This is a genomic window from [Mycobacterium] stephanolepidis (genome assembly GCF_002356335.1).
Classification (GTDB): Bacteria; Actinomycetota; Actinomycetes; order Mycobacteriales; family Mycobacteriaceae; genus Mycobacterium; species Mycobacterium stephanolepidis.
The window spans coordinates 3,868,345-3,894,546 of record NZ_AP018165.1 but is presented as its reverse complement, the minus strand read 5'-3'; the positions used below and the strand labels follow the sequence as shown (position 1 = coordinate 3,894,546).

Below are 26,202 nucleotides of genomic sequence, written 5' to 3'. Positions count from 1 at the left end.
AACTTCGCAGGAGGTGTCGCTATTCCTCCACTGATCCTTCCGGATGCGCCGCGGGCGCGGGGGCAGGGGGCGTGGATTCTTTGACCTGCTGGGTGCGGTTCAGTAGGTCGGCCACATCGATGCCTGAAACCTTTAGGCTCTCAATCACTTTCGCTACTGCCTGCGGACTCACTCCTAAAAGGGTGCCCAGCGCGTCCTGGGTATCCCCGGAGCCACCGATGATGGACAGCCTTTCAATCTCGCCGATCGGTTTCGACGCGGCCTCGGTTGCCTGCACCACCGACGCCAGGATGTCCGGCAGTGTGAGCAGTCGCGCGGCCTCCGGCGTGTAGGCATTGAGTGCGGCGGCGACCTCCTTCTTGCCGTCGGCCTCGGCCAGCAGCTTGGCCTTGATGCCGTCCGCTTCGGCGATCAGCTTGGCCTTGGTGCCGTCGGCGGCAGCCTGCTGCTCGATGCGGAAGGCGTCCGCGGCCGCCTTGCGGGCGTCGGCTTCCGCGGAACCCTTCTGCCGCTCGGCTTCGGCATCAGCCTGCGCCTTCAGGATCGCGGCCTGCCGACTGCCTTCCGCGATCGCGATGTCGGCCTGCCGGCGTGCCTCGGCCGGGGCTATGACGTCGGCCTGTAACGCGGCCTGGGCCTGCTCGGTACGACGCTGCTCCACCTCGGTGCGGGCCTGCATGCGCGCGGCTTCCGCCTGCTCGCGGGCGATACCCACGTCCTTTTCGGCCCGGGCCTGGGCCAACGGGCCCGCCTGATCTGCCTGGGCGTTCTCCGCCTCCGTCTGCGCGCGCAGGCGGGCCAGTTCCACATCGCGCTTCTGGTTGGCGGAGGCGATCGCGGTATCGGCCTCGGCCTGTGCGATGGAGCCGGCCTGCCGGGCTTGAGCCGACTGAATCTGCGCGTCCCGCTCGGCCTGGGCAGTGCCGACTGTCGCATCGCGACGCACCTCGGCGATACGGCGCTGGCCGAGCGACTCCAGGTACCCATTGCGGTCGGAGATGCCCGCGATCTTCAAGACATCGACCTCCATGCCGATGCGGGCGAGATCACCACCGGCCTCCTCGACGACGCTGCGCGCCAGCGAGTCGCGATTGGAGTTCAGGTCCTCGACGGTCATCGTGGCGGTGATGCCACGCAGACTGCCCGCCAGGATCTCGTTGATCTGCCGCTGCAACTCGCTGAGATCCGCGGTGAGGAAGCGCTGGACGGCGGTCTGGACGGCCTCGTCGTTCGAGCCGATCCGCACCAGGCCTACGGCCTCGACGTTGACCGGAACACCGTTGTTGGACAACGCATTCTGCAGGTTGATGTTGACGTTGAACGGTTCGAGCGACATGATGTCCACCCGCTCGATGCCGGGCATCTTGAAGCGGGCGCCACCGCGCACCACCTTGGGCTGACCGCGCCCCGTGAACACCGCGACCTCGTTCGGCGGCACCTTGATGTAGTTGCGTACGTAGACCAGCGGCAGCGCCACGAAAAGCACCAGCGCCGCAATGGCGATGGCGACGATGATCAGAAGTGAGCTCATGCGGGGTCCTTAGAGGTTTGATGTGGAATGCCGACTACGTGCAGGTATTCGTGGTCCACATCAGCGATGTAGACCGCGGCGTTCTTGGCCAGCCCATCGGGTTCGTCGGTGATCGCGCGCGAGCGCACCCGATTGCCGTCGGCGTCGGTGAACGCGACTTCGCCCCAGCCGCCGCCGGAAGGCACTTCCAGGGTGATGGTGCCGAGCCTTCCGATGTAGGACGCGCGCCCCGAATGCGAGTTCGCCTGCTGGCGTCGCAGGTACGTCAGGAAAAGTTGCAGGATCGATACCAGCGCGACCGCGCACACGGCGGCAATGATTGCTGTCGGCAGTGTTGCGATGCCCAGGGCCGAGCCGATGAATCCGCCGGCGCCCGCGCCCGTCAGGGCGGCGGAAATCGAGGTCAGGCTCAGAAACGGCATCCCGTCGCCGTGGCCGATGTCGGTCAGCAGCAGTGCCGACAGCACCGCGATTCCGCCGACGGCAAAGGCCGCCAGGTACCCGATCGTCAGACCGTCCACTCGACCCCCTCCCCGTTGCCGACGGCGATGTTCGCCACTACCGACATAGGTACCACGTATCCGCCCCGCTGGCTATGTCTCTCGCGTGGTCAGGAGTGCGCCGCACGAGTGTGCAGAGGGATCGGGATAGCGGTCCAGGTGTGGCCGAGCCGGCAGTGGTTACCTACTGTCGTCGTTGATGACTCTCATCCCGATCGACGACAGCGACATTCCCGCCAGCCGCGCCCTACGCGTTGAGTTCGCCCGATTTTGGTCGACCGAGCGGGGCGAGCCTCGCGACATCTACGACCGGTTCGTCGGTGCAACCCCGGTCGCAGAAGGCGTCAGCGTTCAGAAGGTGACGGACGATCCTGCGCCCGGTGTCTGGGTGCGCCCCGCCGACGCGGTGTCCGACCGAGTCCTTCTGTACATCCACGGCGGCGGTTATGTGCAGGGAAGTGCGGAGGCCTACATCGGCCTCGTCAGCCAGATCGCTACGCGTGCCCGCGTGAACGCCTTCGTGCTCGAGTATCCGCTGGCGCCCGAATCGCACCTGCCCGATGCGCACGACCTGGCTGTGGCGACAGTGAAGTCTCTGCTCGGCCAGTATTCGGCCATCGCGATCGCCGGTGATTCCGCCGGCGGTGGACTCTCGCTCGCGGCCACCATTCAGGTGCACCGGCAGAACGCGAAAGTGGCTGCTGTCGTGGTGTTCTCGCCCTGGACCGACCTCAGCCTGAGCGGAGACAGCGTTCGTGATCTTGCCGTCGGTGACCAGTTGCTCGATCCGGCATATCTCCGGGACTGTTCAGCGGCCTACCGCGACTTGGCAGCACCCGACGATCCGCGTGCGTCGCCCTTGTTCGGCGCGGTCGACACGTTGCCGCCGCTATTGATCCAAACCGGTACCGACGAGATTCTGCTCGACGACTCCAGGCGCCTCGCCGAACGCGTGACGGCTGCCGGTGGCACGGTCGGCCTCGAGGTGTGGCAGGGGATGCACCACGTGTTCCAGCTGAATGTCGAGCAGCTCGTGGGCGCCAGAAAGGCGTTGGATAGCGTGGCCGACTTCTTGACGACTCATCTACACAGCTGACCGGGTAAGGCCGTGGACTGCGACCGTCCCCGGCAGTTGCGGCATCGTCATCTGCCACCCCCACAGCCGGTAGGCAATGGCCCCGGTACTGGCCGCAATACATCGACCGAAATCTCGATGGGCGCCCAGTTGCCCTGGCGCGGTACCGTCAGTGGGTGCCTCACCTAGCTGCAGTGTCGGCGGACACGCATCGGGACATCACCGACGACGCCGTCGTGATCGTCGGTGGCGGTCCCGTGGGGTTGCTGGCTGCCACGCTATTGGCGCGCCGGGGAATTCGCGTCGTTGTGCTGGAGGCGGCAGGCTCGAAAGATCGCCAGCGCCATCGGAACTGTGCGACCTTCGTCGGACACTCGACGTTGCGGCGATACGACCGGGTAGCACCCGAGCTGGGTGCCCGTCTGCGCAAATCCGCGCTCGCGGTCCATGGCGTCCAGACCTTCTACCAGGGTCGCCCGGTGTTCGTCATGTCCTCCTACGCCCCCTCGCGGATGCCCGGTCCATGGAACCCCGCGGCATGGGGAATGAGCTTGTCGCAGCGCACCATTGAAGACGAGAGCCTGGCCGAGGCGCTGAATCTGGGAGTGGAGTACCACTGCGGTATCGCTGTCACCGACATCAGCACCGACCACACCGGCGCACGGCTGACGCTCTCCAGTGGCGATCGGCTGCGTGCGAGCTACGTCATCGCCGCCGACGGCTCCAGGTCGGCCATTCGGCAGGCGCTGGGCATCGGTATGTCCGAGCGCCCGCCGTCACCCCCTTCTGCGGTGATCGACGTCGAACCGCACCCGGACGGTGTCACGCTCGATCTGCCGGTACAGATCCAGTACCACCACCCCGATCTGGGCGGGCGCCACGCCATCCGGCTGCCCTACCCGGACGGTCTGCGCCTCGATGTTCAGTTCCTGCCCAACGATGAGGCCACACCGTCGACCGAACTGGTCCGTTCCTGGGTCACGGCGCTCACCGGCGATGTTTGGTATGCCGACCACATCAGGTCGGTCGAGGTGCATCAGACCGTGCAGGGCGTGGCCAGCAGCTACACCGACGTGAACCGTCGGGTACTGCTCGCGGGTGAGGCGGCCCATCAGTTCGCGCCGCTGGGGGGACGCAGCCTCAACTCGGGCGTGGCCGACGCGGCCGCGGCCGCCGAGGCCATCGCCGAAGCGCTGGGCGAGTCCAGCGATCTCGCCGCCGCCTGGCTGGCGATCAACCGCAGCGCGCGCGAGCGGCGCCGCTCTGGCGTGCGTAACCGGATACTGTCCGTCCGGGCGCAGCGAGTCCTGGATGGTTCGGACGTATCGATGCGGGCCAGACGGACGATGGCCGCCAAATCCGCACCCCATATCTGGATCGCGGGCGCCTGGCTGACAGCGGGCCTGGTACGACCCACGGCGATCCCGCATATCAGCAGGTCGGGAGTCACCTGGTCGTAAGACCTCCGGGAGGTCCTGACCGCCCGTTCGCCGGTTTGGTTTGGGGACGTTACGCGGGTATCCTTGACCAACGGTGCGGCTTACGTGCCGACTGTCTGCGTGCCCTGTCCTGGATTTTCCTGTCACCGGCTCACGTTCGAGGTCGGTGAGTGTTGCCGTGTCATGCCGGCGATAGCCGGAGCAGGCAATAAGAATCGCGGAGGATATGGCTAAGAAAGACGGAGCCATCGAGGTCGAGGGCCGGGTGGTCGAACCCCTGCCCAATGCGATGTTTCGCATTGAGCTGGAGAACGGACACAAGGTGCTTGCCCACATCAGCGGCAAGATGCGGCAGCACTACATCCGCATCCTGCCTGAGGACAGAGTGGTAGTGGAGTTATCTCCCTATGACCTGTCCCGCGGTCGGATCGTTTACCGGTACAAGTAACGACAAGAACAGGATTGGAAACGTGAAGGTCAACCCGAGCGTCAAGCCGATCTGCGACAAGTGCCGCGTTATTCGCCGGCACGGGCGGGTCATGGTGATCTGCCAGGACCCTCGCCACAAGCAGAGGCAGGGCTAGTCAGAACGTCCGCAAGGATCTGGCTGACCAACTACATAACTGAATGATGACCTCCCAGAACCACTGACCGGGTACGCCGGACAGACACCCCCGGAACGAAGGCCGGGGCCCCAACCTAGAGGGGACGGACTGGGATCAGACCTTCGTTGAATGAAAGAGGAACTGCCGCATGGCACGTCTCGTAGGCGTCGACCTACCGCGCGATAAGCGTATGGAAATCGCGCTCACCTATATCTATGGCATTGGCCGGACCCGCTCCAAGGAGATCCTGGCCGCCACGGGCATCAGCCCCGAGCAGCGCAGCAAGGACCTGACCGATGATCAGGTGACGCAGCTGCGTGAATACATCGAAGCCTCTCTCAAGGTGGAGGGTGACCTGCGCCGCGAGGTGCAGGCCGACATCCGCCGCAAGATCGAGATCGGCTGCTACCAGGGCCTGCGCCACCGCCGCGGTCTGCCGGTGCGCGGTCAGCGGACCAAGACCAATGCGCGTACCCGCAAGGGACCGAAGCGCACCATCGCCGGCAAGAAGAAGGCCAGGTAACCCCAAATGGCACCAACGAAAAAGGGCGCTGCGGGCCCCAAGAAGGCGCAGAAGACTCGTCGCCGGGAAAAGAAGAACATCCCGCTCGGCGCCGCTCATATCAAGAGCACGTTCAACAACACCATCGTGTCGATCACCGATCCGCAGGGCAACGTGATCGCGTGGGCGTCGTCCGGTCACGTCGGCTTCAAGGGCTCGCGCAAGTCGACCCCGTTCGCCGCACAGCTCGCCGCCGAGAACGCGGCGCGCAAGGCTCAGGAACACGGCGTCAAGAAGGTCGACGTGTTCGTCAAGGGTCCCGGCTCCGGCCGTGAGACCGCCATCCGTTCACTGCAGGCCGCGGGCCTGGAAGTGGGCGCGATTTCCGATGTCACTCCGCAGCCGCACAACGGTTGCCGTCCGCCCAAGCGGCGCCGGGTCTAGGTAGAGGAAGGCTTAAAAAAATGGCTCGTTATACCGGACCCGTCACTCGCAAGTCCCGTCGTCTAGGTGTCGACCTCGTCGGTGGCTCCAGCGCGTACGAGAAGCGTCCTTACCCTCCCGGCCAGCACGGCCGCGCGCGGATCAAGGAGAGCGAATACCGCCAGCAGCTGCAGGAGAAGCAGAAGGCCCGCTTCACCTACGGCGTCATGGAGAAGCAGTTCCGCCGCTACTACGCCGAGGCCGTGCGGTCCTCCGGCAAGACCGGTGAGCAGCTGCTGCAGATCCTGGAGACCCGTCTCGACAACGTCGTGTACCGGGCCGGCCTGGCCCGTACCCGCCGGATGGCCCGCCAGCTGGTGTCGCACGGTCACTTCACGGTCAACAACGTGAAGGTCGATGTGCCCAGCTACCGGGTGTCGCAGTACGACATCATCGACGTCAAGGAAAAGTCGCTGAACACCTTGCCGTTCGAGGTCGCACGCGAGACCGCCGGCGATCGGCCCATCCCGGGCTGGCTGCAGGTTGTCGGCGAGCGCCAGCGCATTCTGGTGCACCAGCTCCCCGAGCGTGCGCAGATCGATGTGCCGCTCACCGAGCAGCTGATCGTCGAGTTCTACTCGAAGTAAGAAGTCGGGCCGCCCAACCGGGCTGCCTCCACTGACCGGCATCAAATAGCGGGTGCCGAGAAGGAGATAGAAGAAGAATGCTGATTTCTCAGCGACCGACACTGTCCGAAGAATCGCTGGCCGAGAACCGGTCGCGCTTCGTCATCGAGCCCCTGGAGCCGGGATTCGGCTACACCCTGGGCAACTCGCTGCGGCGCACCTTGCTGTCGTCCATCCCGGGCGCGGCAGTCACCAGCATCCGGATCGACGGCGTGCTGCATGAGTTCACCACCGTTCCCGGGGTGAAGGAAGACGTCACCGACATCATCCTGAACCTCAAGAGCCTCGTGGTGTCCTCGGAAGAGGACGAGCCCGTCACCATGTACCTGCGTAAGCAGGGACCGGGAGCCGTCACCGCCGGTGACATCGTGCCGCCCGCCGGTGTGACCGTGCACAACCCCGATATGCACATCGCGACCCTGAACGACAAGGGCAAGCTGGAGATCGAGCTCGTCGTCGAGCGCGGTCGCGGCTACGTCCCGGCCGTGCAGAACAAGGCCTCGGGTGCCGAGATCGGCCGTATCCCCGTCGATTCCATCTACTCGCCGGTGCTCAAGGTGACGTACAACGTCGACGCGACCCGTGTCGAGCAGCGCACCGACTTCGACAAGCTGGTGCTGGACGTCGAGACCAAGAACTCGATCACCCCGCGTGACGCGCTGGCCTCGGCCGGTAAGACGCTGGTTGAGCTGTTCGGGCTGGCCCGTGAGCTCAACGTCGAGGCCGAGGGCATCGAGATCGGGCCGTCGCCTGCCGAGGCAGACCACATCGCCTCGTTCGCGCTCCCCATCGAGGATCTGGATCTGACCGTCCGGTCGTACAACTGCCTCAAGCGCGAGGGTGTGCACACCGTCGGTGAGCTGGTTGCCCGCACCGAGTCGGACCTGCTGGACATCCGCAACTTCGGTCAGAAGTCCATCGACGAGGTGAAGATCAAGCTGCATCAGCTCGGCCTGTCGCTCAAGGACAGCCCGACCAGCTTCGATCCTTCCGAGGTCGCCGGGTACGACGTCGCCACCGGCACGTGGTCGGACACCGGTTCGTATGACTTCGAGGGCGATCAGGACTTCGCCGAAACCGAACAGCTCTAACTGGGCATATAACCCCGGGGCTTCGCCCGCCCGGATCCGTCCCGGCCCTACCTGATACGGGGGCCGGCCCCGAATAGGAGATAGTTGCAATGCCCAAGCCCAAAAAGGGTCAGCGGCTCGGTGGATCGTCTTCGCATCAGAAGGCGCTCCTGGCCAACCTGGCCACCGCGCTGTTCGAGCACGGCCGGATCAAGACTACCGAGACGAAGGCCCGCGTGCTGCGGCCCTACGCCGAGAAGCTGATCACCCACGCCAAGAAGGGTGATCTGCACAACCGGCGCGAGGTGCTCAAGAAGATCCGCGACAAGGATGTTGTCCACGCCCTTTTCGACGAGATCGGTCCGTTCTACGCCGATCGCAACGGTGGCTACACCCGCATCATCAAGGTCGAGAACCGTAAGGGCGATAACGCGCCCATGGCGGTCATCGAGCTGGTGAAGGAGAAGACGGTCACCTCTGAGGCCGACCGGGCTCGCCGCGTCGCTTCGACCAAGAAGGCTGACGTCGACGAGGCCAAGGTCGAGGAGACTCCTGCCGAGGAAGTTGTCGAGGTCGAGACCGACACTGCTGACGACGCGGCTGCCGAGGCGGAAGGCGCGGCGGACGCCGCAGCTGACACGGCTGAGGCTCCCGAGGCCGAGGACGCAGACAAGAAGGATTGACCTTTGGTCACACCTGAGAACCAGCCCGCTACCGGAGACGGTGGCGGGCTGGTTCGTTTACGGCTCGATATTGCTTATGACGGAACCGATTTCGCAGGGTGGGCCACTCAAGTCAACCAACGTACGGTCGCGGGGGTGCTGGGTGAGGCATTCACGACCATCGTGGGCGAGCCCGTCTCGCTGTACGCCGCCGGGCGCACCGACGCGGGTGTGCATGCCACGGGCCAGGTAGCGCATATCGACATCCCGTCTGCTCGGCTGCCGGAAATCCTCGGTAGATCACGCTCCGCAGACGCGCCCGAGTTCGGCAGGCTGATCCGGCGGCTGTCACGTTTCTTGCCCAAAGACGTGCGTGTGCTCGACATGCGGCGCGCCCCCGAGCACTTCGATGCACGGTTCTCCGCCCTGCGACGGCACTACGAGTACCGGTTCTCCACGGCGCCGTTCGGTGTGCTGCCTCTCGCACGGCATGACGTCGTTGGGTGGCACCGGCCGCTGGATGTCGATGCCATGGCCGAGGCTTCGCGGAAACTATTGGGGCTGAATGATTTCGCGGCCTTCTGCCGCCATCGTGACGGCGCCACAACGATCCGTGAATTGCAGCGGTTCGATTGGACGGTCGATGGGCATCGGCTGGCCGCGCACGTGAGTGCCGACGCGTTCTGTTGGTCGATGGTGCGATCGTTGGTGGGTGCGGTGCTGGTAGTGGGGGAGGGTAGGCGGCCGGTGCAGTGGTGCGCCGACTTGCTCAAGAAGGAAAGGCGTTCAAGCGATTTCGCGGCGGCGCCGGCGCGTGGTCTGACGCTGGTCGGTGTGGACTACCCGCCCGACGACGAGATGGCGGCTCGCGTGTTGATCACCCGTGATGTTCGAGTCCGAAAGGACTGACTACTCGCCGGACTCGGCTTCGCCGTGGCGGTTGAGTTTCGAGGCAACGAACGCCGCGGCCTCAGCGGGAAGTCCGGTGCGTTCGTAGGAGGTGTGGGCATCCCAGCTGTTGTTCGGACCGGCCATGCAGATCGGGTCTCCTTGATTACAGAGATCGATTGCCCGCGAGCCGAATACGCCCGCGATACCGCTCAGCGGGCCCCCGGTGCGGTGGGTGGCGTTGCCGAACGTCGCGATCGCCACGATGCGGTCGCCCACTGCGGCGGGCAGGGGGCGGTTGAACCCGATGCCCACGTTCGGAACACCGATGATCGTGTCGATTACCTCGGCACCCATGGAGTACCCGCCGATGACGAGCTTGGTCCGAGGGCAGCTGGCTGCCACAGCTTGCAGGTGATTGCTCAGATCATTGGCCCCGCCGCCGGCCGAGAAGATGCCGGCGTCGTAGTTGACGGGGTAGACGTTCATACTGGCCCCGGTGGCCTCGATGCGTGGGGTCAGCGAGTCCACGAACTCGCCGCCCACGCGGCCCAATCCGACTGGCTCCTTGCGACCCCGTGCAAATGAGACGTCTACGTCCGAACACGGATCTGCCGACGCGTGAGGCACCGCATAGACAAGCCCGACAACATTCACCGCCGACAGCGCGAAGACCGTCAGGGCGACAAGATAACTCAGGACAACGCCGACCCTCGTGCCCCGCTGATGCGTGGTCACCCCACGATGCTACGGGTCAGCGAGGCCTCGCGTGCGCTTTCTCTACAGCTTGCCCGCCACGAAAGACGCAGCCTGCGCGGGCAGATTGGTCTGCTCGTAGGTCTGATGCGCGGTCCACGAGCGGCCGCCCTCCTGGCAGACCGGGTCTCCGGGATTGCACTGATCGATCCACCGTCCGGCGAGGGGGCCGGTCATGCCGCCACCGCGCCGGTCGATGTTCCCGAAGGTCGCGATTCCCCTGATCCGGCCCGCGACGTCCGGTGGCGGGTTGTTGGCGACGTCATCCACGACGGTTGCGCCCATCGAGTATCCGCCGATCACCAACTTGGTGTTCGGGCAGGACGACGCGACGTCGCTGAGGTGTCCGCGCAGGTCATCGGCGCCCTCTCCGGTTGAGAGCAGTCCGGCGCTGTAGTTGACGGGGTAGACGTTCATACTGCCGACCTTGGGGCCGAGGGCGTCGACGAATGCCTGGCCTACGCGGCCGAGGCCGGGCGGCTCATCACGGCCGCGAGCGAAGGAGACATCCACGGCGGCGCACGGGTCGGCGGTCGCGGGTGCCGGCTGCGAAATGGTCACCAGACTGATGAACATGAGCAGAGCGGCGAGCGGAAATCCCCACCGGCGGACGTGCGCGATTGCAGGTGAAACAGCACTGTACGTCGTCACACGGGAATGCTACGGGTAAGTCAATCTAGTTGTCATATCGGTGCGGTATGGGCCATGTCACCTGGGCGGAAGTGAACCCAGGAACTCCACCATCGCGGTGTTGACGGCGTCCGGTCGCTCCATTTGCACGAAGTGTCCGGCCCCCTCGACGATCAGCACCGACCGCAAACCGGGAACGAGATCCGCCATGGCCGTCATGGGGTCGCGGCCCAGCATTTCCAGGACCGGATCGGCCGATCCGGCGATGAAGGCCACCGGTACGCCGATGGGTCTGTCATGCAGGTACTCGTTTTGGGCCCACACCACATCCTCGGCCCGGTACCAGTTGAGGCCGCCGGTGAATCCCGTACGCGTGAATTCGGCCGCGTAGTAGTCGAGATCTTGCTCGGAAAGCCAATTCCACGGCAGGGGAGGAGGGCTCGGAAGGACATCTAGGTAGCCATTACGTTTGCCATCAACCTGCGCCGGGTGGTCCCAACAGTCGAGATAGCGATTCGCGCCGCTGAGAGCGTGGAACAGCGCGGCCAGGAACATCTTTGGCTGCGTATCCAGCTCGGACTCCGCCACGCCCGGCTCCTGGAAGTACTCCAGATGCGTGAAGTGCTGGGAGGCAAGGTAATTGAATCCAACGCTCGGGGTGACCGGGAGTCGCCGGGTGCGCGGTACCGACAGCTGGATCAGTGCTCGAACTCGATCTCCCGCCCAGGCGGGCATGTCCCACACCAGATGTGCCCCAAAATCGTGTCCGCAGAACACCGCATCGCGCAGATCGAGGGCGTCCAACAGGCCGACGAGGTCGTTGACCGTGGTGCTGCGGTCATAGGCGGTTGCGTCCCGCGGTGCCGTCGTGCGCCCATATCCGCGCATATCCGGTGCGATGGCCCGATATCCGGCGGCAGACAGCGCCGCCAGCTGGTGGCGCCAGGTGTACCAGAGCCCGGGAAATCCGTGGCACAGAACAACCGCCGGGCCTTCGCCCTGTTCGGCCACGTGGATGTCGATTCCATTGACCGGCAGCTGACGGTGGGTGATCTGGGAAACAGTCACCCGGGCGAGGCTAGTTCACTCGAGCGGCAGCGAAGTCCGCAGCCTGCGCGAACAGTGCCGGTGGGTATGTGGTGTGGGACTTCCAGCTCTCGTTGTCGCCCGCCATGCAGACGGGGTCGCCGTCATTGCACAGGTCAAGGACGCGATCGGAATAGGCACCCGCGAGATTCTGGATCGGGGCGAAGCGGTTGACGATGTTGCCGAAGGTGACGATCGCCCGAATACGGTCACCGACCTCCGGGGGAACCGGATTGGTGAAGTTGAAGAAGTCTCCGATCGAGACGGGACCCTGGAAACCCAGCGCGGTGTCGACGACACCGGCGCCGAGGGAGTAACCGCCGACCACCAGCTTGGTGTTGGGGCATGAGTTGGCCACCGATTGCAGGTGGGCGCTCAGGTCGTTGGCTCCGCCGCTGACGTCGGTATTGGCGTCGTACCGGACTGCGTACACACCAACATCTTTGACGCGGTTTCGCAGCGCGCTGATGAATCCGTCGCCGATGTTTCCGACGCCTGGCGGCTGGGAACGCCCGCGGGCGAAGGAAACCTCGACGTTGGGACATGCCGCCGAGGCGGTGGCGGGGAGGATGACCGCGAGACCAGTGGTCAACATGATTGCCGCAACCGAAACAACCGCCGCGCGCGCGGCGGCGGCGAACAACTTACTGGCTGGGCGTGGATTCGGCTGTAGCGTCACACACTGAGGTTACGGATAATTCGCTGTCACTGCCATGTGATTTAAATCCCGCAGGTAAAGAAGCTGATAGCCCGGCCGCGCTGGATTCGGAATCCGCCGAGGTATCCGCACCCCGATGTGCCAGAACCAGTCCCGCGAGAATGACCGCGGCGCCCACGTACTGGATGGGTGCGATGGTTTCCCCGAGCAGGACCCAGCCCGCGATCACCGCGCACAGTACTTCGGTGAGCGCGATCAACGACGCATAGCTCGGCTTGAGTCGGGCGATGGCGGCGATACCGGTGAGATAGGCGATCGCGGTGGTGACCACTCCGAGAATGAGAATGGGCACATAGACCGGTGTGTGCCAGCCCGCGACCTGCACATCCTGAGCGGAAAAGGTCATCGGCATGATCCCGGTCAGCCCGAAGCCGCCGACCGCGATGGTGCCGACGAGTAGCCCACTGGTGGTCAACGTGATCGGTTGCAGCCCTTGTGCCTTGCCGCCCGCACGGTGTGACGAGATGAAGTAGTACGCGGCGCAGACCGCTGCCCCCAAACCCCACAGCACCCCCACCGGCTCTACGCGGGATCCGCTGAAGATGTTGAGCACCAACAGCATCCCCACCAGTGCGAGCGCCGCGCCGGCAAGCACCCGGGTGTGCGGACGGTGCCGGGTGGACAGCCAGGTCCACGCGATAACCAGGATGGGGCTCAGGAACTCCAAGAGCATCGCCACGCCCACCGACATGTGCCTGACGGCGCCGAAGTAGCAGAACTGGGCACCGGCCACGGGAATGATCCCGTACAGCACAACGACTCTGGTGTGGCGCCTGGCTTCGGAGAACCATCCGGGCGCCGCGATACATGCGGCTACCACCATCACCGCGGCGCCGGTGGCCAGGCGCGCGGTGACGACGGCGGTCAGGGACCATCCGGCCGCCATGAGCGACTTGGCGAAGGGGCCGGAAAACCCGAAGGTGGCGGCCGAGACGAGGGCGAGAATCACGCCCGCCCGGAAAGTGGCCCTGTCGTTCACCGCACCTCCCGCGTGTCATGAGTAAAATCGAATACGGTCATGACGGTATAAGTGAAGGATGTCAGGTGTCAAATGCTTTTCACTCATGACACGGAGCAGGGGCTGAAATCGGCGGCTGAGCTGATCAACACCGCCCGCAACGATCGGGAACTGCTCCCTGATCTGGACGCGCTGCCGCCGCTGCTGGATCGGTACGGCTGGACGGGCAGGCGTGACGGTGATGAGGCCGAGCTGCAGGCCGTGAAGACGCTACGGACCCGGTTGGGCGATATCTGGGCGCACATCAACGACGAGGAGTACGTGGTCCGGCGGGTCAATGCCTTGCTGGCCGACACCCACGCCTCGCCGTGGCTCACCCGGCATGTCGAGGAACCCGATTGGCACCTGCATATGGCTGCCAGTGACGCGCCGCTCGCGGACCGCCTCGGCGCCGAGACCGCCATGGTGTTCGCGGACCTGGTGCGCACCGGTGAACAGCGCCGGCTGAAGACCTGCGCGGCCCCGGACTGTGACGCCGTCCTGATCGATTTGTCGCGCAACAGGTCCAGGATGTTCTGCGACACCGGAAACTGCGGTAACCGGCAGCATGTGGCTGCCTACCGGGAACGTATGCGCGACGAGCCCTGAAGCCGCGAAACTTCTACTGCGCGAAGGCTTGTATCGGCCGGCCCAGATATGCCAACTCATCGCTGACCGTCACGAGGCGAACCTGGATGGTCTCGCCACCGGCGGTCAAGAGGATGTGGTCGCCGTAGCCGTTGGGCTGGTCGATGATGACATCCGGCCGGGCCGGAAGCGCGTCGTATTCGCTGCTGATGATGTGCAGTGCCGTGCAGTTGCTGGGTAGTGCGGTCGGCTGCATGCCATCCACCACGGCCAGGGTGCATCGGGGGTCGATAAAGCCCGGGCCACTGGCGAATTGGACGCGGTTGGCGTCGCCGATCGAGGTCACCATGACGTCCCACATGTGGGGGCGGTCGGTGTAGACGACCACAAGCGCACCGATCGCCACCGCTCTGAGCACCACCTGCTGGCATACGTAGAGTTCGGCGCGGACGACCACGGTGTGAACGCCCTGTCCGGACAACCGCGCGGCGATCGCGCGACCGGACATATCCGAGCCGATCAACTGTCCGCAGCCCGATGTCGGCAGATGAATACCGTCCAGTTCCTCGTTGCTCATCTCGATGCTGCGAGTCAGGTACTCCAACCCGATGGCGCCCACGGGAAGTCCGGCGAAGAACGCGTCGCGCTGGCTGCCGTTGAGTGAGGTCATTCCTGTGGAATGGCGTATCGGAAGTTGCTCATCGGTTGCCCACCGAACCAGTGCGCCAACCGATGTGCGGCCCTTCGCGGCCGGGCGCAGTCGAACCGTCACGGTGGTCTCCAGCGTGGGCCGCGCCCACAGTCCCGTGAGGGTGGCATCGGTGATGTACCACGGGTCAATTCCCATGGCGACGTTGTAGGAGTCGATGAGCATGAGGCCGCTCCACTCCTCGTGCATGGGTGCGCCCGCGTACTGCCGGAGCATTTCGGCGCTGATTCGGTGAATCTGGCCCGCTTGCAGGATGGTGCTGGCGCAGTGGGCCGCTGCCAATGCCCGGCGGACTCGCGCGGTGGCGATGACGGCACATCGTTCCGCGCCGCGCCGGCTGCCTCCGCGTCGGAACACCGCGTCGACGTTGGCGCCGGGATCGAATCTCAGCACCACCCAGACGGTGCGAATGGCGACGGCGGGTAGTGGGCCCACCAGCCGGTCATATCCACCGCGCAGGACCGTGCCCTGCGCGGTGCGTTGGCCGTTGCTGATGACGTCGATGCTCTCCAGCTCGATGTCGTTCTGATGCATGCACTCCCGCAGCACCCGTAGGGGCACCAGTGAGTCGGTGGCGCAGTGGTCCGGAGTGATGACCGAGGGGTGGAGTTGGGTTGCGCTGACCTCCAGCACCGTGATGAGTTTGCCGTTCTCCCAACGAGTTCCGGTCCAGCTGTCCTGGCTGCTGGGGGTGTCGGCGATGCTGCCCGAGCTTCGGTAGGTGCGGCCCGTCAAATACTTGAATCCGGTAACCGCCCAATGCCTGACCGTCTGACCGCCCCAACGGCCGAGAACGAGTGCCAAGGCCACGATCGCGATCAACAGCGCGGCCCACCAAGGCCAGTCGAACAGCAGGGAAACCAGTACCGCGGCGAGAATCAGCAGCTGCGAGATCACCATGATCTGGATCGGCATCGTGGCCCGACGCACCTGTTCCGGAGCCGCCCCGCTCGAGGTCACCGTTCCCCCTTCTGTCCCACCGTCATGCCGCGCCGACCCGACTCGGGCGTCGCGGTTGCCACCCGCAACCTATCGTGGTTGCCCAGTATTGCAATAGGCTGCATGGCCGTGTGGCCCGTACGTAGGATCTGACAAGATCCGGGGGCAGGCCTAGAGGCATCGTTAGGTCGTAGATCCGAGTTTCGCAGATTTCCTGGAGGGGGGACGATGGCGCGACAACCGACAACCCGGCTGCAGGTCAGCGGGTACCGGTTCCTGGTGCGGCGTATGGAGCACGCACTGGTTCGCCGTGACGTCCGAATGATCCACGACCCGATGCGGTCGCAGTCCAGTTCGCTCATGGTCGGCATCGTGCTGGCCACCGTGGTCGTTGCCGGTTGTGCGATCTTGGCATTTTTCAGGCCCAACATGCCGTTGGGGGATCAGCCCATCGTCATGGCCAAGGACACCGGTGCCGTCTATGTCCGGATCCAGGACACACTTCACCCCGCGCTCAATTTGGCATCAGCCCGGTTGATCTCCGGAAACAACGAGAATCCCAAGCCGGTCAAGGACTCGGAACTGGCCAAGGCGCGTCGCGGCCCGCTCGTCGGGATTCCCGGTGCGCCGGCCTCTATTCCGGGACCACTGACCGGGGACGACACCATCTGGACGGTGTGCGATGTCGCGACGCCCCCGCCGAGCTCCACCGTCACCTCCACGGTGATCGCGGGCGCAGTGACCCTTGAGAACGGCAACCAGGAGATGCCTAAGGACAGGTACGCCCTGGTGACGGTGAACAGCCAGATGTATCTGCTCTACGACGGCAAGCGCGCCGCGGTGGACCTGACGAACCCCGCGGTGACCCGCGCGCTGCGTCTCGAAGGTGTGACGCCCCGGCCGATCTCGATGAACGTGCTCAACGCCATTCCCGAGGTTCCGGCCATCGCTCCGCCGCCCATCCCCGATGCCGGAGGGCCTTCGCCGATCACCACCGGTGGTGTTCGCGTGGGGTCTGTCATCAAGATGAGCCGGGCGGACTCTGCCGAGTACTACGTGGTGCTCTCGGGCGGGGTGCAACGTGTCAACGAGGTCACCGCCGACCTGATCAGATTCTCCGACTCTCAGGGCGCGCAAGACATCGTCACCGTCGCCCCGGATGTGATCTCGGGGCACCAGAGTCTCAATGTACTTGCGGTACAGACATTTCCGGACCGCGCGGGCAAGATCGTGGACGTCCCCGAGAAGTCGGTGCTGTGCAGCAGCTGGAAGCCCGGTCAGGAGAAGACGCAGGAACACGCTTCGACCAAGCTGTTGATGGGTAACTCGTTGCCGTTGAAGACTGATCAGGTACCGGTGGTGTTGGCGCAGGCCGACAAGGAGGGCCCCAACATCGACACGGCCTACATTCCGCCCGCGCGCAGCGCATTCGTCCGGTCCACCGGCCTGGGTGGCGATACCGGTCGTGCCGAGTCTCTGTACCTCATCCTCGATACCGGCGTGCGCTTTGGCATCGGGAATCTGGAGGCCGCCAAATCTCTGGGGCTCACGGTGGAGCCCGTTCCGGCCCCGTGGCCTGTCGTCGGGCTGCTGCCGCCGGGGCCACGACTGAGCAAGGAAGACGCACTCGTCGTGCACGACGGAATGCCGCCTGACAAGACAGGTTTGGCGATCAATCCGTCGACATCGAGCGCACCGCCTGCTTGATCGGCGTGCCACCGCCGCTATTCGGTGGAGTTGCCCCGGCCCTGCCGCAACTTGCGAACGGGCGCGAGCATCGCCAGCGCCGCGGCGAGAAATGCCGCGCAGACCGCTATTCCGATCAGCGCGACACGTCGTGGTCGTGGGTCGGGCGGCGCCGGTGCAGGCGGCAGCTGCAACTTCTTGGCCGCGTTGGCCCGGGCGAGATCACTGGTGGTGCCCAGGTCGTCGCTGACCGCCGCCAGCGCGTCCACCACGCCGTAGCCCAGATAAGGGTCCCAGCCGCCGGGCGGGCGGTGTGCCGTGTTCTTGATGCGGTCCATCACCTCGCGTGCGCTGAGCTGAGGGAAGCGTGAACGCACCAGCGCGACAACGCCACTGACCGCCGGCGCGGAGAAGCTGGTGCCCTGAATGGGTACCGGGCCCTGCTCACCCATGTAGGCGTTGGTCAGCGCATCGCGGTTGGGGTCCAGCGAAACGATGTCTTCACCGGGAGCCGAGACATCGACCCAGGGGCCGCCGAGACTGAACTTCGAGGGCTGCCCGTCCGGGCCGATCGAGCCCACGGTCAGGACGAGGTCGTTGTACCAAGCCGGACTCACCGTTTCCAGGACGGCATCCCAGTCCGGGGTGTTGGGCCGCGCCGGATCCGGCGGTGGGTTCTGGTTCTTGCACTGGCCGTCGCCGACATTTCCCGCGGCAACGACTACCACGACGTTCTTGACGTCCACGGCGTATTGCAGGGCGGCGCCCAGCGGTCTGTCATCTAAGAATTGTTTGGCGGAGGCGCATGCCACCTCGGAGATGTTGATGACGGTCGCGCCGAGGTCGGCCGCGGTGCGCACCGCCATGGCCAGGGTGTCGACGTTTCCGACGCCACTGATCTTCGAGGGATCGTCCCTGTCGCCTCCGCCGCCCTTGTTCTTCACCGCGAACTTCGCGCTGGACTGGCGAATGGTGATGAGGCTGACGTCGGGTGCGATACCGCTGAATGCGCTTGCCCCGGTGGGATCCGGTGCCGCGGCGATGATTCCGGCCACGATGGTGCCGTGCGCATCGCAGTCCTGGGTGCCGTTACCGCCCTCGAAGACGTAGTCGCCGCCCGGGATCAGCGGTGGCAGCCGCGGGCTACGCGCCACCCCGGTATCGATCACCGCGACCGTCTGGCCCGCGCCGCGCGACAGCTGCCAGACCAACGGCAGATCCAGCCCGCGCTGCTGCGTGGGCACCTTGTTGAGGTCGCGCTTGGGGTCGATACCGGGGAATCGGCACAGTTCCTTCTGCTCCGTGGGCTCTATGGGAGCGGCTGGACGCGGGCCGGGAAGCATGCTCGGATCGACGGGAAGTGGTGCGTAGGCATGTGCGGTCGCGAGCACGTGCATCGAACCGGTCGCCAGCTGCGATGCCATCGCCAACATCACGACGGCTGCAGCGGTGGCGACACGGCGGGCCACGCCGAGGTTCATGGCAGGTTCAATCCCCGCACGGCGCTGTACACGCCACACACCCAGACGGCGATCGGAACGATCAGCGATAGCGCGATGTATTCGATGATCTCCACCGTGCGGCGGGCCACCGGTGAGTACTTGCGGGCCGACACCAGGAAGCCGAGGGCGATGGCCGAACCGGCCGCGATCGCCGTCAGCACGGTGGTGAAAACAGCCGCTGTCGGGTACGCGACCGCGATGAACGCGAATGCCGCCGCCGGAATGGCCAAGCCGCCCAGGTTGATAGCGACCGTCTGCGCGAGGTCGGCGTGCGAGCGTGCCCGAAGCATCATCGCCAGCGCGATCAATCCGGCCAGCACCACACCACTGAATCGGTGTGCACCGGTGGGGTGATGATCACCCGCTCCGGGGAAGGTCAGCGCCGCCAGCATCGCGCCCACCGCGGTGACGGCGGATGTCCCGCACACCAATCCGGTCAGTACGGCGTGCGCCCGCAGCGCCTTCTCGCGAAGGTCGGGCAGCGGCGGTAGGGCCGTGGCGTCCTCGACGTCATCACCTTCGGTATCGAGTCCGTCGAGACCTTCGATGGCTTCGATCGGCGCCGTCGAATGTTCAGGGCGCGAGGGTGCACCCTGGGTGGGTACCGGGGGAAGCGGTAGTCGGGCGAGCGCCATGGCCACGCGCGGCGACAGCGCCACCGCGCAGATGCCGACCGAGCCGAGCACGGCGCCGAGGCTGTAGATCGGTGGTTCGAAAAGCACGTAACCCAGGGCTGCTCCGAACCCGAGTAGCGATGCCGAAGCGACTGCGACAAGGGACATCGTTCCGGTGCCGGTCGCACGCATGGCGAGGATGGAAACGACCATCGCCACCATGAGCGCCAGCATCACGTGTGGGGCGCCGTACTTTCCCGGTACGAACAGCGCTCCGGCCACCGCCGAGAAGCCGACGGCGCAATGGCTCAGCATTACGGAGGCCAGGGAATCGTCATAGACGCGGTTGGCGAACACCGCAGCGGTGATGGCCACCAATGCGATCGCCACCGCGATGATGGGAAGAAGCAGGCCGGGGTTTGTGGCGCCTGCGCGTAGCAGCGCCGTCGCACCGAGCACCGCGGCGAGTCCGCACGCGGAGGCGCCGAGTATGCGAGCGGCGGTCCGGCTCCACGGATGCGCCGACACGGTCCGGAAGGTGGAGACAGCAAGGAAGACGTCGTCGAACAGCGGATCAGGTGCGGCCACATCGGACGCGGTGAGAATCAGTTGATCGCCGTCGCGGACCTCCAGCTCCCCGAGGGTGCTGGACATCTGCAGCGGCGGCTGACCGGGTCGGGACAAACGCCAATGCGTTTCCACGGCATCCTCCGGGCTGGTCAGCTCGGGGACACCTACATGTTGGTTGATGATGTCGACGATCGAGCCGACCAAAAGGGCCAGCGGAACGCTCGTCGGCAGCGCCAGGTCGACCTGGGTGCGCTCAGCCTGAATGGAAACGCGGCACAGTTCGAGTACCGCCGAACGTTGCTCGGCGCCCGACTGCGCATGTGTCATGCTGTGCCCCCTACCTGCCCCCACGGTCATTGATCTTTGCGCATGCACACTAGCCGAACGCTGCTCAGCGCCGCCAGCGGTTCGGTGCATCCGGGCGAACGCCAACCATGCGACCAGCGGCTGCAGCGATCTTGTGAGCGAATTCGTTGCGGCACCGGATATAACGGCCCTATCCTGTAGCCCGCCGTGGGCTGGGCGGTAGCGTGGGTGCGACAGATTGCCACGAGATGTGACGCGGGGGAACCGGAGGGCCATGGTGAGCACGGGGTGAACACCACAATATTCATTCGTCGGCCTCGGCTTGCGGTGCCTCGTGTCCCGGGTGGCGAGGTCAATGTTCAGCCGCCGCCGGAGATTCCGCGGCCGGTGCCGTCGCCGATCATCGCGAAGATCATGCCGCTGGTCATGGTGGTGGCGATGGTGGGCATGATCGCCTTCTTCGTCACCTCGGGGAGCTTCGGTGGTGGCGCGGGCGGCGGGATGATGCGCAGCCCGATGTTCATGCTGTTTCCGATCATGATGATGGTCTCGATGGTCAGCATGGTGTCCAACAGCGGCGGCAAGGGAGCCAAGACCAGCGAGATCAACGAGGATCGCAAGGATTACCTGCGGTACCTCGAAGTGGTGCGTAAGAACGTCACCGATACCGGTGCGGCCCAGCGCAAGGCCCTGCTCTGGAACAACCCGGACCCGTCCGCGCTGTGGACATTGGCCGGTGGCCGCCGCATGTGGGAGCGGCGTCCCGGAGACAGTGATTACTGCCATGTGCGTGTCGGAGTAGGGGATCAGCGTCTGGCAGCCCAGTTGGTGGCGCCGGAGATCGGTCCGGTCGAGGAGCTGGAGCCGGTCGCGTCAGTGGCGTTGCGGCGGTTCGTGCGGACGCACTCGCTGGTGCCCGAGCTGCCTATCGCGTTGAACCTGAGAGGTTTTGCGGCTGTCACCATCGACGGTTCGCCGGAGGTGGCGCGAGGCATGTTGCGCGCCATGATCTGCCAGCTCGCGATGTTCCACGGGCCCGACCAGTTCCTGGTGGCGGCGGTGGTCAATCGGCATGCCGCCCCACACTGGGACTGGCTCAAATGGCTTCCGCACTCTCAGCATCCGAGCGCCTTCGACGGCGTCGGCTCATCTCGACTCGTCTACCACTCACTGGGTGAGGTCGAGGAATCGCTGGCATCGCTCATCACCGAGCGGGAACGGTTCTCGCGGACCGCGCAGCCTTCCCCCGACCGGCCGCAGATTCTCATCATCGTCGACAGCGGCACACTGATCGGATCCGAACGCCTCATCGTCGACCACGGCATCGACTCGGTGACCCTCGTGGAGATCGGCACCAGGGTGGACCCGCTCGCGGCCCGTCGCGGAATGCAACTGGAGCTGACCGAGCGTGGGCTGGGCGCCAAAGGCAACGTCGGTTCCGAGGTCTTCGCCCACCCGGATCACCTCACCGTCACTGAGGCCATGGCCTGTGCGCGCCGCCTGGCGCCCTACCGGGTGCTGACGGGCAGCGGCGACGAGGTTCAGATCCAGACCGAGGTCAGCACACGCTGGTCCGACATCGTGGGTATCGGTGATCCCGGGTTGCTCAACCCGGAAGTAGTGTGGCGCAACAGGGTTGGCCGTGACAGGCTGCGGGTTCCGATCGGCATCGCGGTCGACGGCACTCCGATGGAGCTGGATATCAAGGAAGCCGCCGAGAACGGCATGGGTCCACACGGGCTCTGCATCGGTGCGACCGGTTCGGGTAAGTCGGAGTTCCTGCGCACGTTGACACTCGGCATGATCGCAACCCATTCGCCGGATGCGCTCAACCTCGTGCTCGTCGACTTCAAGGGTGGCGCGACGTTCCTCGGTCTGGACCGGGCGCAGCACGTCGCGGCCATCATCACCAACCTCGCCGAAGAGGCGAACCTGGTGTCCCGTATGAAGGACGCGCTCGCCGGCGAGATGAATCGGCGCCAGGAGCTGTTGCGTGCCGCGGGTAACTTCGCCAACGTCACCGAGTACGAGCGCGCCCGCGCTGCCGGTGCATCCCTCGCGCCACTGCCGGCACTGTTCATCATCGTCGACGAGTTCTCCGAATTGCTGAGTCAGCACCCGGATTTCGCAGAGTTGTTCGTCGCAATCGGCCGTCTGGGCCGGTCGCTGCACGTGCATTTGCTACTCGCTTCGCAGCGTCTGGATGAGGGCCGTCTACGCGGGTTGGAATCGCACCTGTCTTATCGACTCTGCCTGAAGACGTTCTCTGCCAACGAATCCCGTGCCGCCATCGGCGTGCCGGACGCCTATCATCTGCCCAACACTCCCGGTTCCTGTTACCTCAAGGACGACTCGGGCGAGTTGACGCGATTCCAAACCTCCTATGTGTCGGGCGCCTATGTGCCGTACGGGCCGGCGCGTCGGGCCGTCTCTTCGGGAGGCGGAGGTGCGGCGCCGCGCCTCTTCACCGCGGCGCCGGTGGCACTGCAGATGCGTCCCGTGGAAGTGGTCGAAGATGACACTCCGGCCGCGTCCGAAGGGGCAATGGGAAGGTCGGTCATCGACACGATCCTCGATCGCGTTGAGGGACATGGCAATCCGGCTCACGAGGTGTGGCTTCCGCCTTTGGACGATTCGCCCACGTTGGGCGACTTGATTCCTCGTCATGGTCGTGCCGGTTTCGACGCGGTGGGCAGCCTGACCGTTCCGATCGGAATCGTGGACCGGCCGTACGAGCAGCGGCGCGACCCGTACATCGTCGATCTGTCCGCTGCGGCGGGCAACGTCGCCATTGTCGGTGCACCCCAGTCCGGGAAGTCGATGGCTATCCGCACTCTGGTGACATCACTCGCGGTGACACACAGTCCCGCACAGGTGCAGTTCTACTGCCTGGACTTCGGTGGTGGCACGCTCACCTCGTTGGCGCAGCTACCGCATGTTGGTTCGGTGGCCAGCCGACTGGAATCAGACCTGATCCGGCGCACGTTCGCCGAAATGCTGACGATTGTCAGATCACGTGAGAATGCCTTCCGCGCCTACGGAATCGACTCGATGGCGGAGTATCGGCGGCGCAAGGGTGCCGGTGACCCGCAGCTTGCGAACGATCCTTTCGGCGACGTGTTCTTCATCATCGATGGCTGGTCGACCGTGCGTCAGGAGTTCGAGGCTCTCGAGCCACAGGTCACCGCGCTTGCGGCACAGGGGCTCGGTTTCGGAGTGCACACCGTGGTCACGGCGTCACGCTGGGCCGAGATCCGCCCGGCCCTGAAGGACCAGATCGGCACGCGCGTCGAGCTTCGTCTCGGTGATCCGCTGGACTCGGACTTCGATCGCAAGCTGGCACAGCTTGTTCCGGATGGCAGGCCGGGCCGCGGTATCACCCGCGACCGTCGGCACATGCTCATCGGATTGCCGCGCGTCGACAGTGTCTCGTCGAATCAGGACCTCGGTGAGGCGATCAGCGCAGCCGCGGCGAGCATGCGCCAACGCAGTTCGGCGGAAGCGCCGAAGGTTCGCATGCTGCCGCACAAGATCGATTACGCAGCATTGGTTCCGCAGGCGCCCCAAAACGATCAGCCGAACCTGCGCATCCTCGTCGGTATCAACGAAACCGAGCTGGCTCCGACGTTCCTGGAGTTCGGCGAGCAGCCGCACATGATGATCTTCGGCGACAGCGAGTGCGGTAAGACCGGATTGTTGCGCACCATATGCCGCGAGATCGTCCGCACCACCACCCCGCAACAAGTGCAGCTGTTCATCGTGGACTATCGGCGCACCCTGCTCGGTGTCGTCGAGACCGAGCATCTGGCCAAGTACGCGATGTCGAGCAACACCTTGGTGGACGAGGTGCCGGCGCTGATCGAGCTCCTCAAGTCGCGCATGCCGGGACCCGATGTGACTCAACAGGAATTGCGCGACAGGTCCTGGTGGTCCGGCCCGGAAATCTACATCCTGGTCGACGACTACGATCTGGTGGCGTTGGCAAGTGGAAACCCGCTGCTGCCGCTGGCGGAGTACCTACCGCATTCGAAGGACATCGGCCTGCACGTGGTGATCGCGCGCCGCACCAGCGGTGCCTCGCGGGCGATGTTCGAGCCGATGATGGCGCGCATGAAGGACTTGTCCTGCATCGGTTTACAGATGAGTGGCAACAAAGATGAGGGTGTTCTGCTAGGGACAGTGAGGCCGAGTGAGCAGCCTGCGGGCCGCGGCACCCTGGTCATGCGCTCGGGCGGTCAACAACTGATCCAAGTCGCCTGGAGCGATCCGCAGTGATCCTGGATCGCGACCCGCAGATAGGGACGCGGGTAGCGATCGAGGTGACCGAGACCGCAGTCCGGGCGCGAACCGACTCCGGCATCCACGAGGCCGGGCATTCCGATGTTCGGTCGGCAGTCGCCGCACTCGATGACGAGATGGCCCTGCTACCCGGTCGCGTGGTTCCGTCCCGTGCGCTTTGGGCGGCCCTGTTCGAGTCGTTGCTCACTGATCAGAATGCCCCGGTGCGCCTGGATTCCATGCAGCTGATCCATCCGACGGCGTGGAGTCCTGGACGGCGCACCGTGCTGTCGAATGCCGCGCGGATGATGGCCGCGACACTGACCGTGCGTTCGCGCGCTATCGCACTGGCCGAGCGCGGTGTCCGCACCGACTTGTCGGGGCGCTCACTGGTGGTGGTCGAGGTGTCACCCGGTGAGGTCGCAGTCACCGTCGTGGGGCACGGTTCCGCCGGTGAGCCGGAGGCGACGGTTCGGCATCTCGAAGAACGGTCCTGGGAAACCAAGAACGCCGCAGATGTTGCACGCGCCGTGGCGGGTGCCGTCGAGGAGGCGGTCCGAAGCGAACCGACGGGAGTCGCCGCGATCCTCGTCGACTCGGCCGAGAGCGAGATGGGGGAGGCGATTGTCGACGCGGTCGATCGGATCGGCTTGACTCCCGGGGTATCGCAGGTCGCCGGGGATTCGGTGTTCCGCGACGTCGGTCAGGCTCCACGTGTCTCGGCGTTCATCGATGAGTCGGCCGAAGAGCCCATTGTCGCCAGAAGGCCCGACTGGACACCCGCATCGCCCGCGAGATCCGCCCCGCGGCTTCCCGCGTGGTGGCCGCTTGCCGTGATTGGTCTGGCCGCCGCCGTGGTCGTCACCGGTGTTGTATTGACCGTGGCCTCCGCGCGGGAGCGGCGAGCGTCGCCGACAGCTCCCGTGGTGGCGACATCGCTGCTGGTAGAGGGGCATGTGCAGTTCATGGTGCCCGCCGAGTGGGCGGTACGGCGCATCCCTGCGGGCGGTGCCGGCTCAGCGAGGGTCGAGGTGATCTCACCCGCGGACCCCGAGGCGGTCGTGCATGTGACCCAGGTGCGGGTGAAGTCGACAGAAACCTTGGCCTCAACAGCCGAGACACTGCGAGCTGCCATGACGAAAGAGTCACCGGGGGTATTCATCGATTTCAAGGCCGACGACCACAAGGCGGACCGGCCAGCTGTCACCTACACCGAGGTTCGTGAGGGCCACGACATCGCGTGGACAGTGCTTCTGGACGACGACCTGAGAATAGGAGTTGGCTGCCAGTTCAAGAAGAATAGCTATGCTGATGTCGAACAGGCTTGTGATCTGGCAATCCGAACTGCACATGCGGTAAAGTCGGGTAACTAGCAAGATTGCTGAAAAAATCTTTCAAAAAGATGGAACCGATCTGGCGGTCAGGCCATCGTATGTAGTTGT

24 protein-coding genes are annotated in these 26,202 nt (G+C 65.1%); 14 read left to right on the top strand and 10 right to left on the bottom strand.

Annotated elements, in window-relative coordinates; genetic code table 11:
* Window positions 1–19: 19 nt before the first annotated feature.
* The gene (locus MSTE_RS19355) at window positions 20–1,531 is read right to left on the bottom strand and encodes a flotillin family protein (RefSeq protein ID WP_096503680.1); all 1,512 of its coding nucleotides are present in this window, start codon (window positions 1,529–1,531) and stop codon (window positions 20–22) included.
* Window positions 1,528–2,052 carry a hypothetical protein gene (locus MSTE_RS19350; RefSeq protein ID WP_096503678.1) on the bottom strand — a complete coding sequence of 175 codons (525 nt, stop codon included), beginning with the start codon at window positions 2,050–2,052 and terminating at the stop codon, window positions 1,528–1,530. Before MSTE_RS19350 ends, MSTE_RS19355 begins: the two co-directional genes overlap by 4 nt.
* 178 nt (window positions 2,053–2,230) lie before the next feature.
* On the opposite strand from MSTE_RS19350, the gene MSTE_RS19345 reads away from it, so the two are divergent.
* From MSTE_RS19345 to truA, 10 genes are all read left to right on the top strand, one after another.
* Window positions 2,231–3,127: an alpha/beta hydrolase gene (locus MSTE_RS19345; protein ID WP_096503676.1), complete on the top strand. Its 897-nt coding sequence runs from the start codon at window positions 2,231–2,233 to the stop codon at window positions 3,125–3,127.
* Between the two features lie 155 nt (window positions 3,128–3,282).
* Window positions 3,283–4,566, top strand: a complete 1,284-nt coding sequence (locus MSTE_RS19340; protein ID WP_096503674.1) for an FAD-dependent oxidoreductase — start codon at window positions 3,283–3,285, stop codon at window positions 4,564–4,566.
* A 205-nt stretch (window positions 4,567–4,771) separates the two neighbouring features.
* Complete coding sequence (infA, locus tag MSTE_RS19335) at window positions 4,772–4,993, top strand: translation initiation factor IF-1 (RefSeq protein ID WP_003418601.1); 222 nt, start codon at window positions 4,772–4,774, stop codon at window positions 4,991–4,993.
* A gap of 22 nt (window positions 4,994–5,015) precedes the next feature.
* The gene (rpmJ, locus tag MSTE_RS19330; RefSeq protein WP_003886927.1) at window positions 5,016–5,129 is read left to right on the top strand and encodes a 50S ribosomal protein L36; all 114 of its coding nucleotides are present in this window, start codon (window positions 5,016–5,018) and stop codon (window positions 5,127–5,129) included.
* A 169-nt stretch (window positions 5,130–5,298) separates the two neighbouring features.
* Complete coding sequence (gene rpsM / locus MSTE_RS19325; RefSeq protein WP_030096736.1) at window positions 5,299–5,673, top strand: 30S ribosomal protein S13; 375 nt, start codon at window positions 5,299–5,301, stop codon at window positions 5,671–5,673.
* A 6-nt stretch (window positions 5,674–5,679) separates the two neighbouring features.
* Window positions 5,680–6,096 (top strand): 30S ribosomal protein S11, encoded by a 417-nt coding sequence (gene rpsK, locus MSTE_RS19320; RefSeq protein ID WP_078288361.1) that lies wholly within the window; start codon window positions 5,680–5,682, stop codon window positions 6,094–6,096.
* Between the two features lie 20 nt (window positions 6,097–6,116).
* Window positions 6,117–6,722, top strand: coding sequence for a 30S ribosomal protein S4 (gene rpsD, locus MSTE_RS19315; RefSeq protein ID WP_096503672.1), 606 nt, complete (start codon window positions 6,117–6,119; stop codon window positions 6,720–6,722).
* Between the two features lie 77 nt (window positions 6,723–6,799).
* On the top strand, window positions 6,800–7,852 hold the full coding sequence (locus MSTE_RS19310) for a DNA-directed RNA polymerase subunit alpha (RefSeq protein ID WP_096503670.1): 1,053 nt from the start codon (window positions 6,800–6,802) through the stop codon (window positions 7,850–7,852).
* 89 nt (window positions 7,853–7,941) lie between these two features.
* Window positions 7,942–8,514: a 50S ribosomal protein L17 gene (rplQ, locus tag MSTE_RS19305; RefSeq protein WP_096503668.1), complete on the top strand. Its 573-nt coding sequence runs from the start codon at window positions 7,942–7,944 to the stop codon at window positions 8,512–8,514.
* A 3-nt stretch (window positions 8,515–8,517) separates the two neighbouring features.
* Complete coding sequence (truA, locus tag MSTE_RS19300) at window positions 8,518–9,402, top strand: tRNA pseudouridine(38-40) synthase TruA (protein WP_096503666.1); 885 nt, start codon at window positions 8,518–8,520, stop codon at window positions 9,400–9,402.
* Here the strand turns inward: truA and MSTE_RS19295 are convergent, their stop codons facing one another.
* The 5 genes from MSTE_RS19295 to MSTE_RS19275 form a co-directional block, all read right to left on the bottom strand.
* Entirely contained in the window at window positions 9,403–10,119 is a 717-nt protein-coding gene (locus tag MSTE_RS19295; protein WP_096503664.1) for a cutinase family protein, read from the bottom strand.
* 42 nt (window positions 10,120–10,161) lie between these two features.
* Window positions 10,162–10,713: a cutinase family protein gene (locus tag MSTE_RS19290; RefSeq protein ID WP_162291685.1), complete on the bottom strand. Its 552-nt coding sequence runs from the start codon at window positions 10,711–10,713 to the stop codon at window positions 10,162–10,164.
* 132 nt (window positions 10,714–10,845) lie between these two features.
* Complete coding sequence (locus MSTE_RS19285) at window positions 10,846–11,835, bottom strand: alpha/beta fold hydrolase (RefSeq protein WP_096503660.1); 990 nt, start codon at window positions 11,833–11,835, stop codon at window positions 10,846–10,848.
* Between the two features lie 10 nt (window positions 11,836–11,845).
* A complete protein-coding gene (locus MSTE_RS19280) occupies window positions 11,846–12,496 on the bottom strand; it encodes a cutinase family protein (RefSeq protein ID WP_162291684.1) in 651 nt (216 codons plus the stop codon).
* A 1-nt stretch (window position 12,497) separates the two neighbouring features.
* Entirely contained in the window at window positions 12,498–13,550 is a 1,053-nt protein-coding gene (locus MSTE_RS19275) for an EamA family transporter (protein WP_096503656.1), read from the bottom strand.
* 72 nt (window positions 13,551–13,622) lie between these two features.
* Between MSTE_RS19275 and MSTE_RS19270 the strand changes: the two genes are divergently transcribed.
* Window positions 13,623–14,177, top strand: coding sequence for a CGNR zinc finger domain-containing protein (locus MSTE_RS19270; protein WP_162291464.1), 555 nt, complete (start codon window positions 13,623–13,625; stop codon window positions 14,175–14,177).
* Window positions 14,178–14,190: 13 nt separating this feature from the next.
* Here MSTE_RS19270 and eccE read toward each other — a convergent pair whose 3' ends face one another.
* Window positions 14,191–15,825 (bottom strand): type VII secretion protein EccE, encoded by a 1,635-nt coding sequence (gene eccE, locus MSTE_RS19265; protein ID WP_096503654.1) that lies wholly within the window; start codon window positions 15,823–15,825, stop codon window positions 14,191–14,193.
* A gap of 207 nt (window positions 15,826–16,032) precedes the next feature.
* On the opposite strand from eccE, the gene eccB reads away from it, so the two are divergent.
* Entirely contained in the window at window positions 16,033–17,511 is a 1,479-nt protein-coding gene (eccB, locus tag MSTE_RS19260; protein ID WP_096503652.1) for a type VII secretion protein EccB, read from the top strand.
* 17 nt (window positions 17,512–17,528) lie between these two features.
* Here eccB and mycP read toward each other — a convergent pair whose 3' ends face one another.
* Complete coding sequence (mycP, locus tag MSTE_RS19255) at window positions 17,529–18,971, bottom strand: type VII secretion-associated serine protease mycosin (RefSeq protein WP_096503650.1); 1,443 nt, start codon at window positions 18,969–18,971, stop codon at window positions 17,529–17,531.
* Complete coding sequence (gene eccD, locus MSTE_RS19250) at window positions 18,968–20,503, bottom strand: type VII secretion integral membrane protein EccD (protein WP_096503648.1); 1,536 nt, start codon at window positions 20,501–20,503, stop codon at window positions 18,968–18,970. Before eccD ends, mycP begins: the two co-directional genes overlap by 4 nt.
* Before the next feature lie 267 nt (window positions 20,504–20,770).
* Between eccD and eccCa the strand changes: the two genes are divergently transcribed.
* Both eccCa and MSTE_RS19240 read left to right on the top strand, forming a co-directional pair.
* Window positions 20,771–24,757, top strand: coding sequence for a type VII secretion protein EccCa (eccCa, locus tag MSTE_RS19245; protein ID WP_162291463.1), 3,987 nt, complete (start codon window positions 20,771–20,773; stop codon window positions 24,755–24,757).
* Complete coding sequence (locus MSTE_RS19240) at window positions 24,754–26,133, top strand: type VII secretion-associated protein (protein ID WP_096503644.1); 1,380 nt, start codon at window positions 24,754–24,756, stop codon at window positions 26,131–26,133. The genes eccCa and MSTE_RS19240 overlap by 4 nt, the downstream gene beginning before the upstream one ends.
* Window positions 26,134–26,202 lie beyond the last annotated feature (69 nt).

Coding starts and splice junctions, on each gene's coding strand:
- MSTE_RS19355 (WP_096503680.1), bottom strand. CDS start 1,531: ATGAGCTCACTTCTGATCATCGTCGCCATCGCCATTGCGGCGCTGGTG.
- MSTE_RS19345 (WP_096503676.1), top strand. CDS start 2,231: ATGACTCTCATCCCGATCGACGACAGCGACATTCCCGCCAGCCGCGCC.
- infA (WP_003418601.1), top strand. CDS start 4,772: ATGGCTAAGAAAGACGGAGCCATCGAGGTCGAGGGCCGGGTGGTCGAA.
- rpsM (WP_030096736.1), top strand. CDS start 5,299: ATGGCACGTCTCGTAGGCGTCGACCTACCGCGCGATAAGCGTATGGAA.
- rpsK (WP_078288361.1), top strand. CDS start 5,680: ATGGCACCAACGAAAAAGGGCGCTGCGGGCCCCAAGAAGGCGCAGAAG.
- rpsD (WP_096503672.1), top strand. CDS start 6,117: ATGGCTCGTTATACCGGACCCGTCACTCGCAAGTCCCGTCGTCTAGGT.
- MSTE_RS19310 (WP_096503670.1), top strand. CDS start 6,800: ATGCTGATTTCTCAGCGACCGACACTGTCCGAAGAATCGCTGGCCGAG.
- rplQ (WP_096503668.1), top strand. CDS start 7,942: ATGCCCAAGCCCAAAAAGGGTCAGCGGCTCGGTGGATCGTCTTCGCAT.
- MSTE_RS19290 (WP_162291685.1), bottom strand. CDS start 10,713: ATGTTCATCAGTCTGGTGACCATTTCGCAGCCGGCACCCGCGACCGCC.
- MSTE_RS19270 (WP_162291464.1), top strand. CDS start 13,623: ATGCTTTTCACTCATGACACGGAGCAGGGGCTGAAATCGGCGGCTGAG.
- eccB (WP_096503652.1), top strand. CDS start 16,033: ATGGCGCGACAACCGACAACCCGGCTGCAGGTCAGCGGGTACCGGTTC.
- mycP (WP_096503650.1), bottom strand. CDS start 18,971: ATGAACCTCGGCGTGGCCCGCCGTGTCGCCACCGCTGCAGCCGTCGTG.
- eccD (WP_096503648.1), bottom strand. CDS start 20,503: ATGACACATGCGCAGTCGGGCGCCGAGCAACGTTCGGCGGTACTCGAA.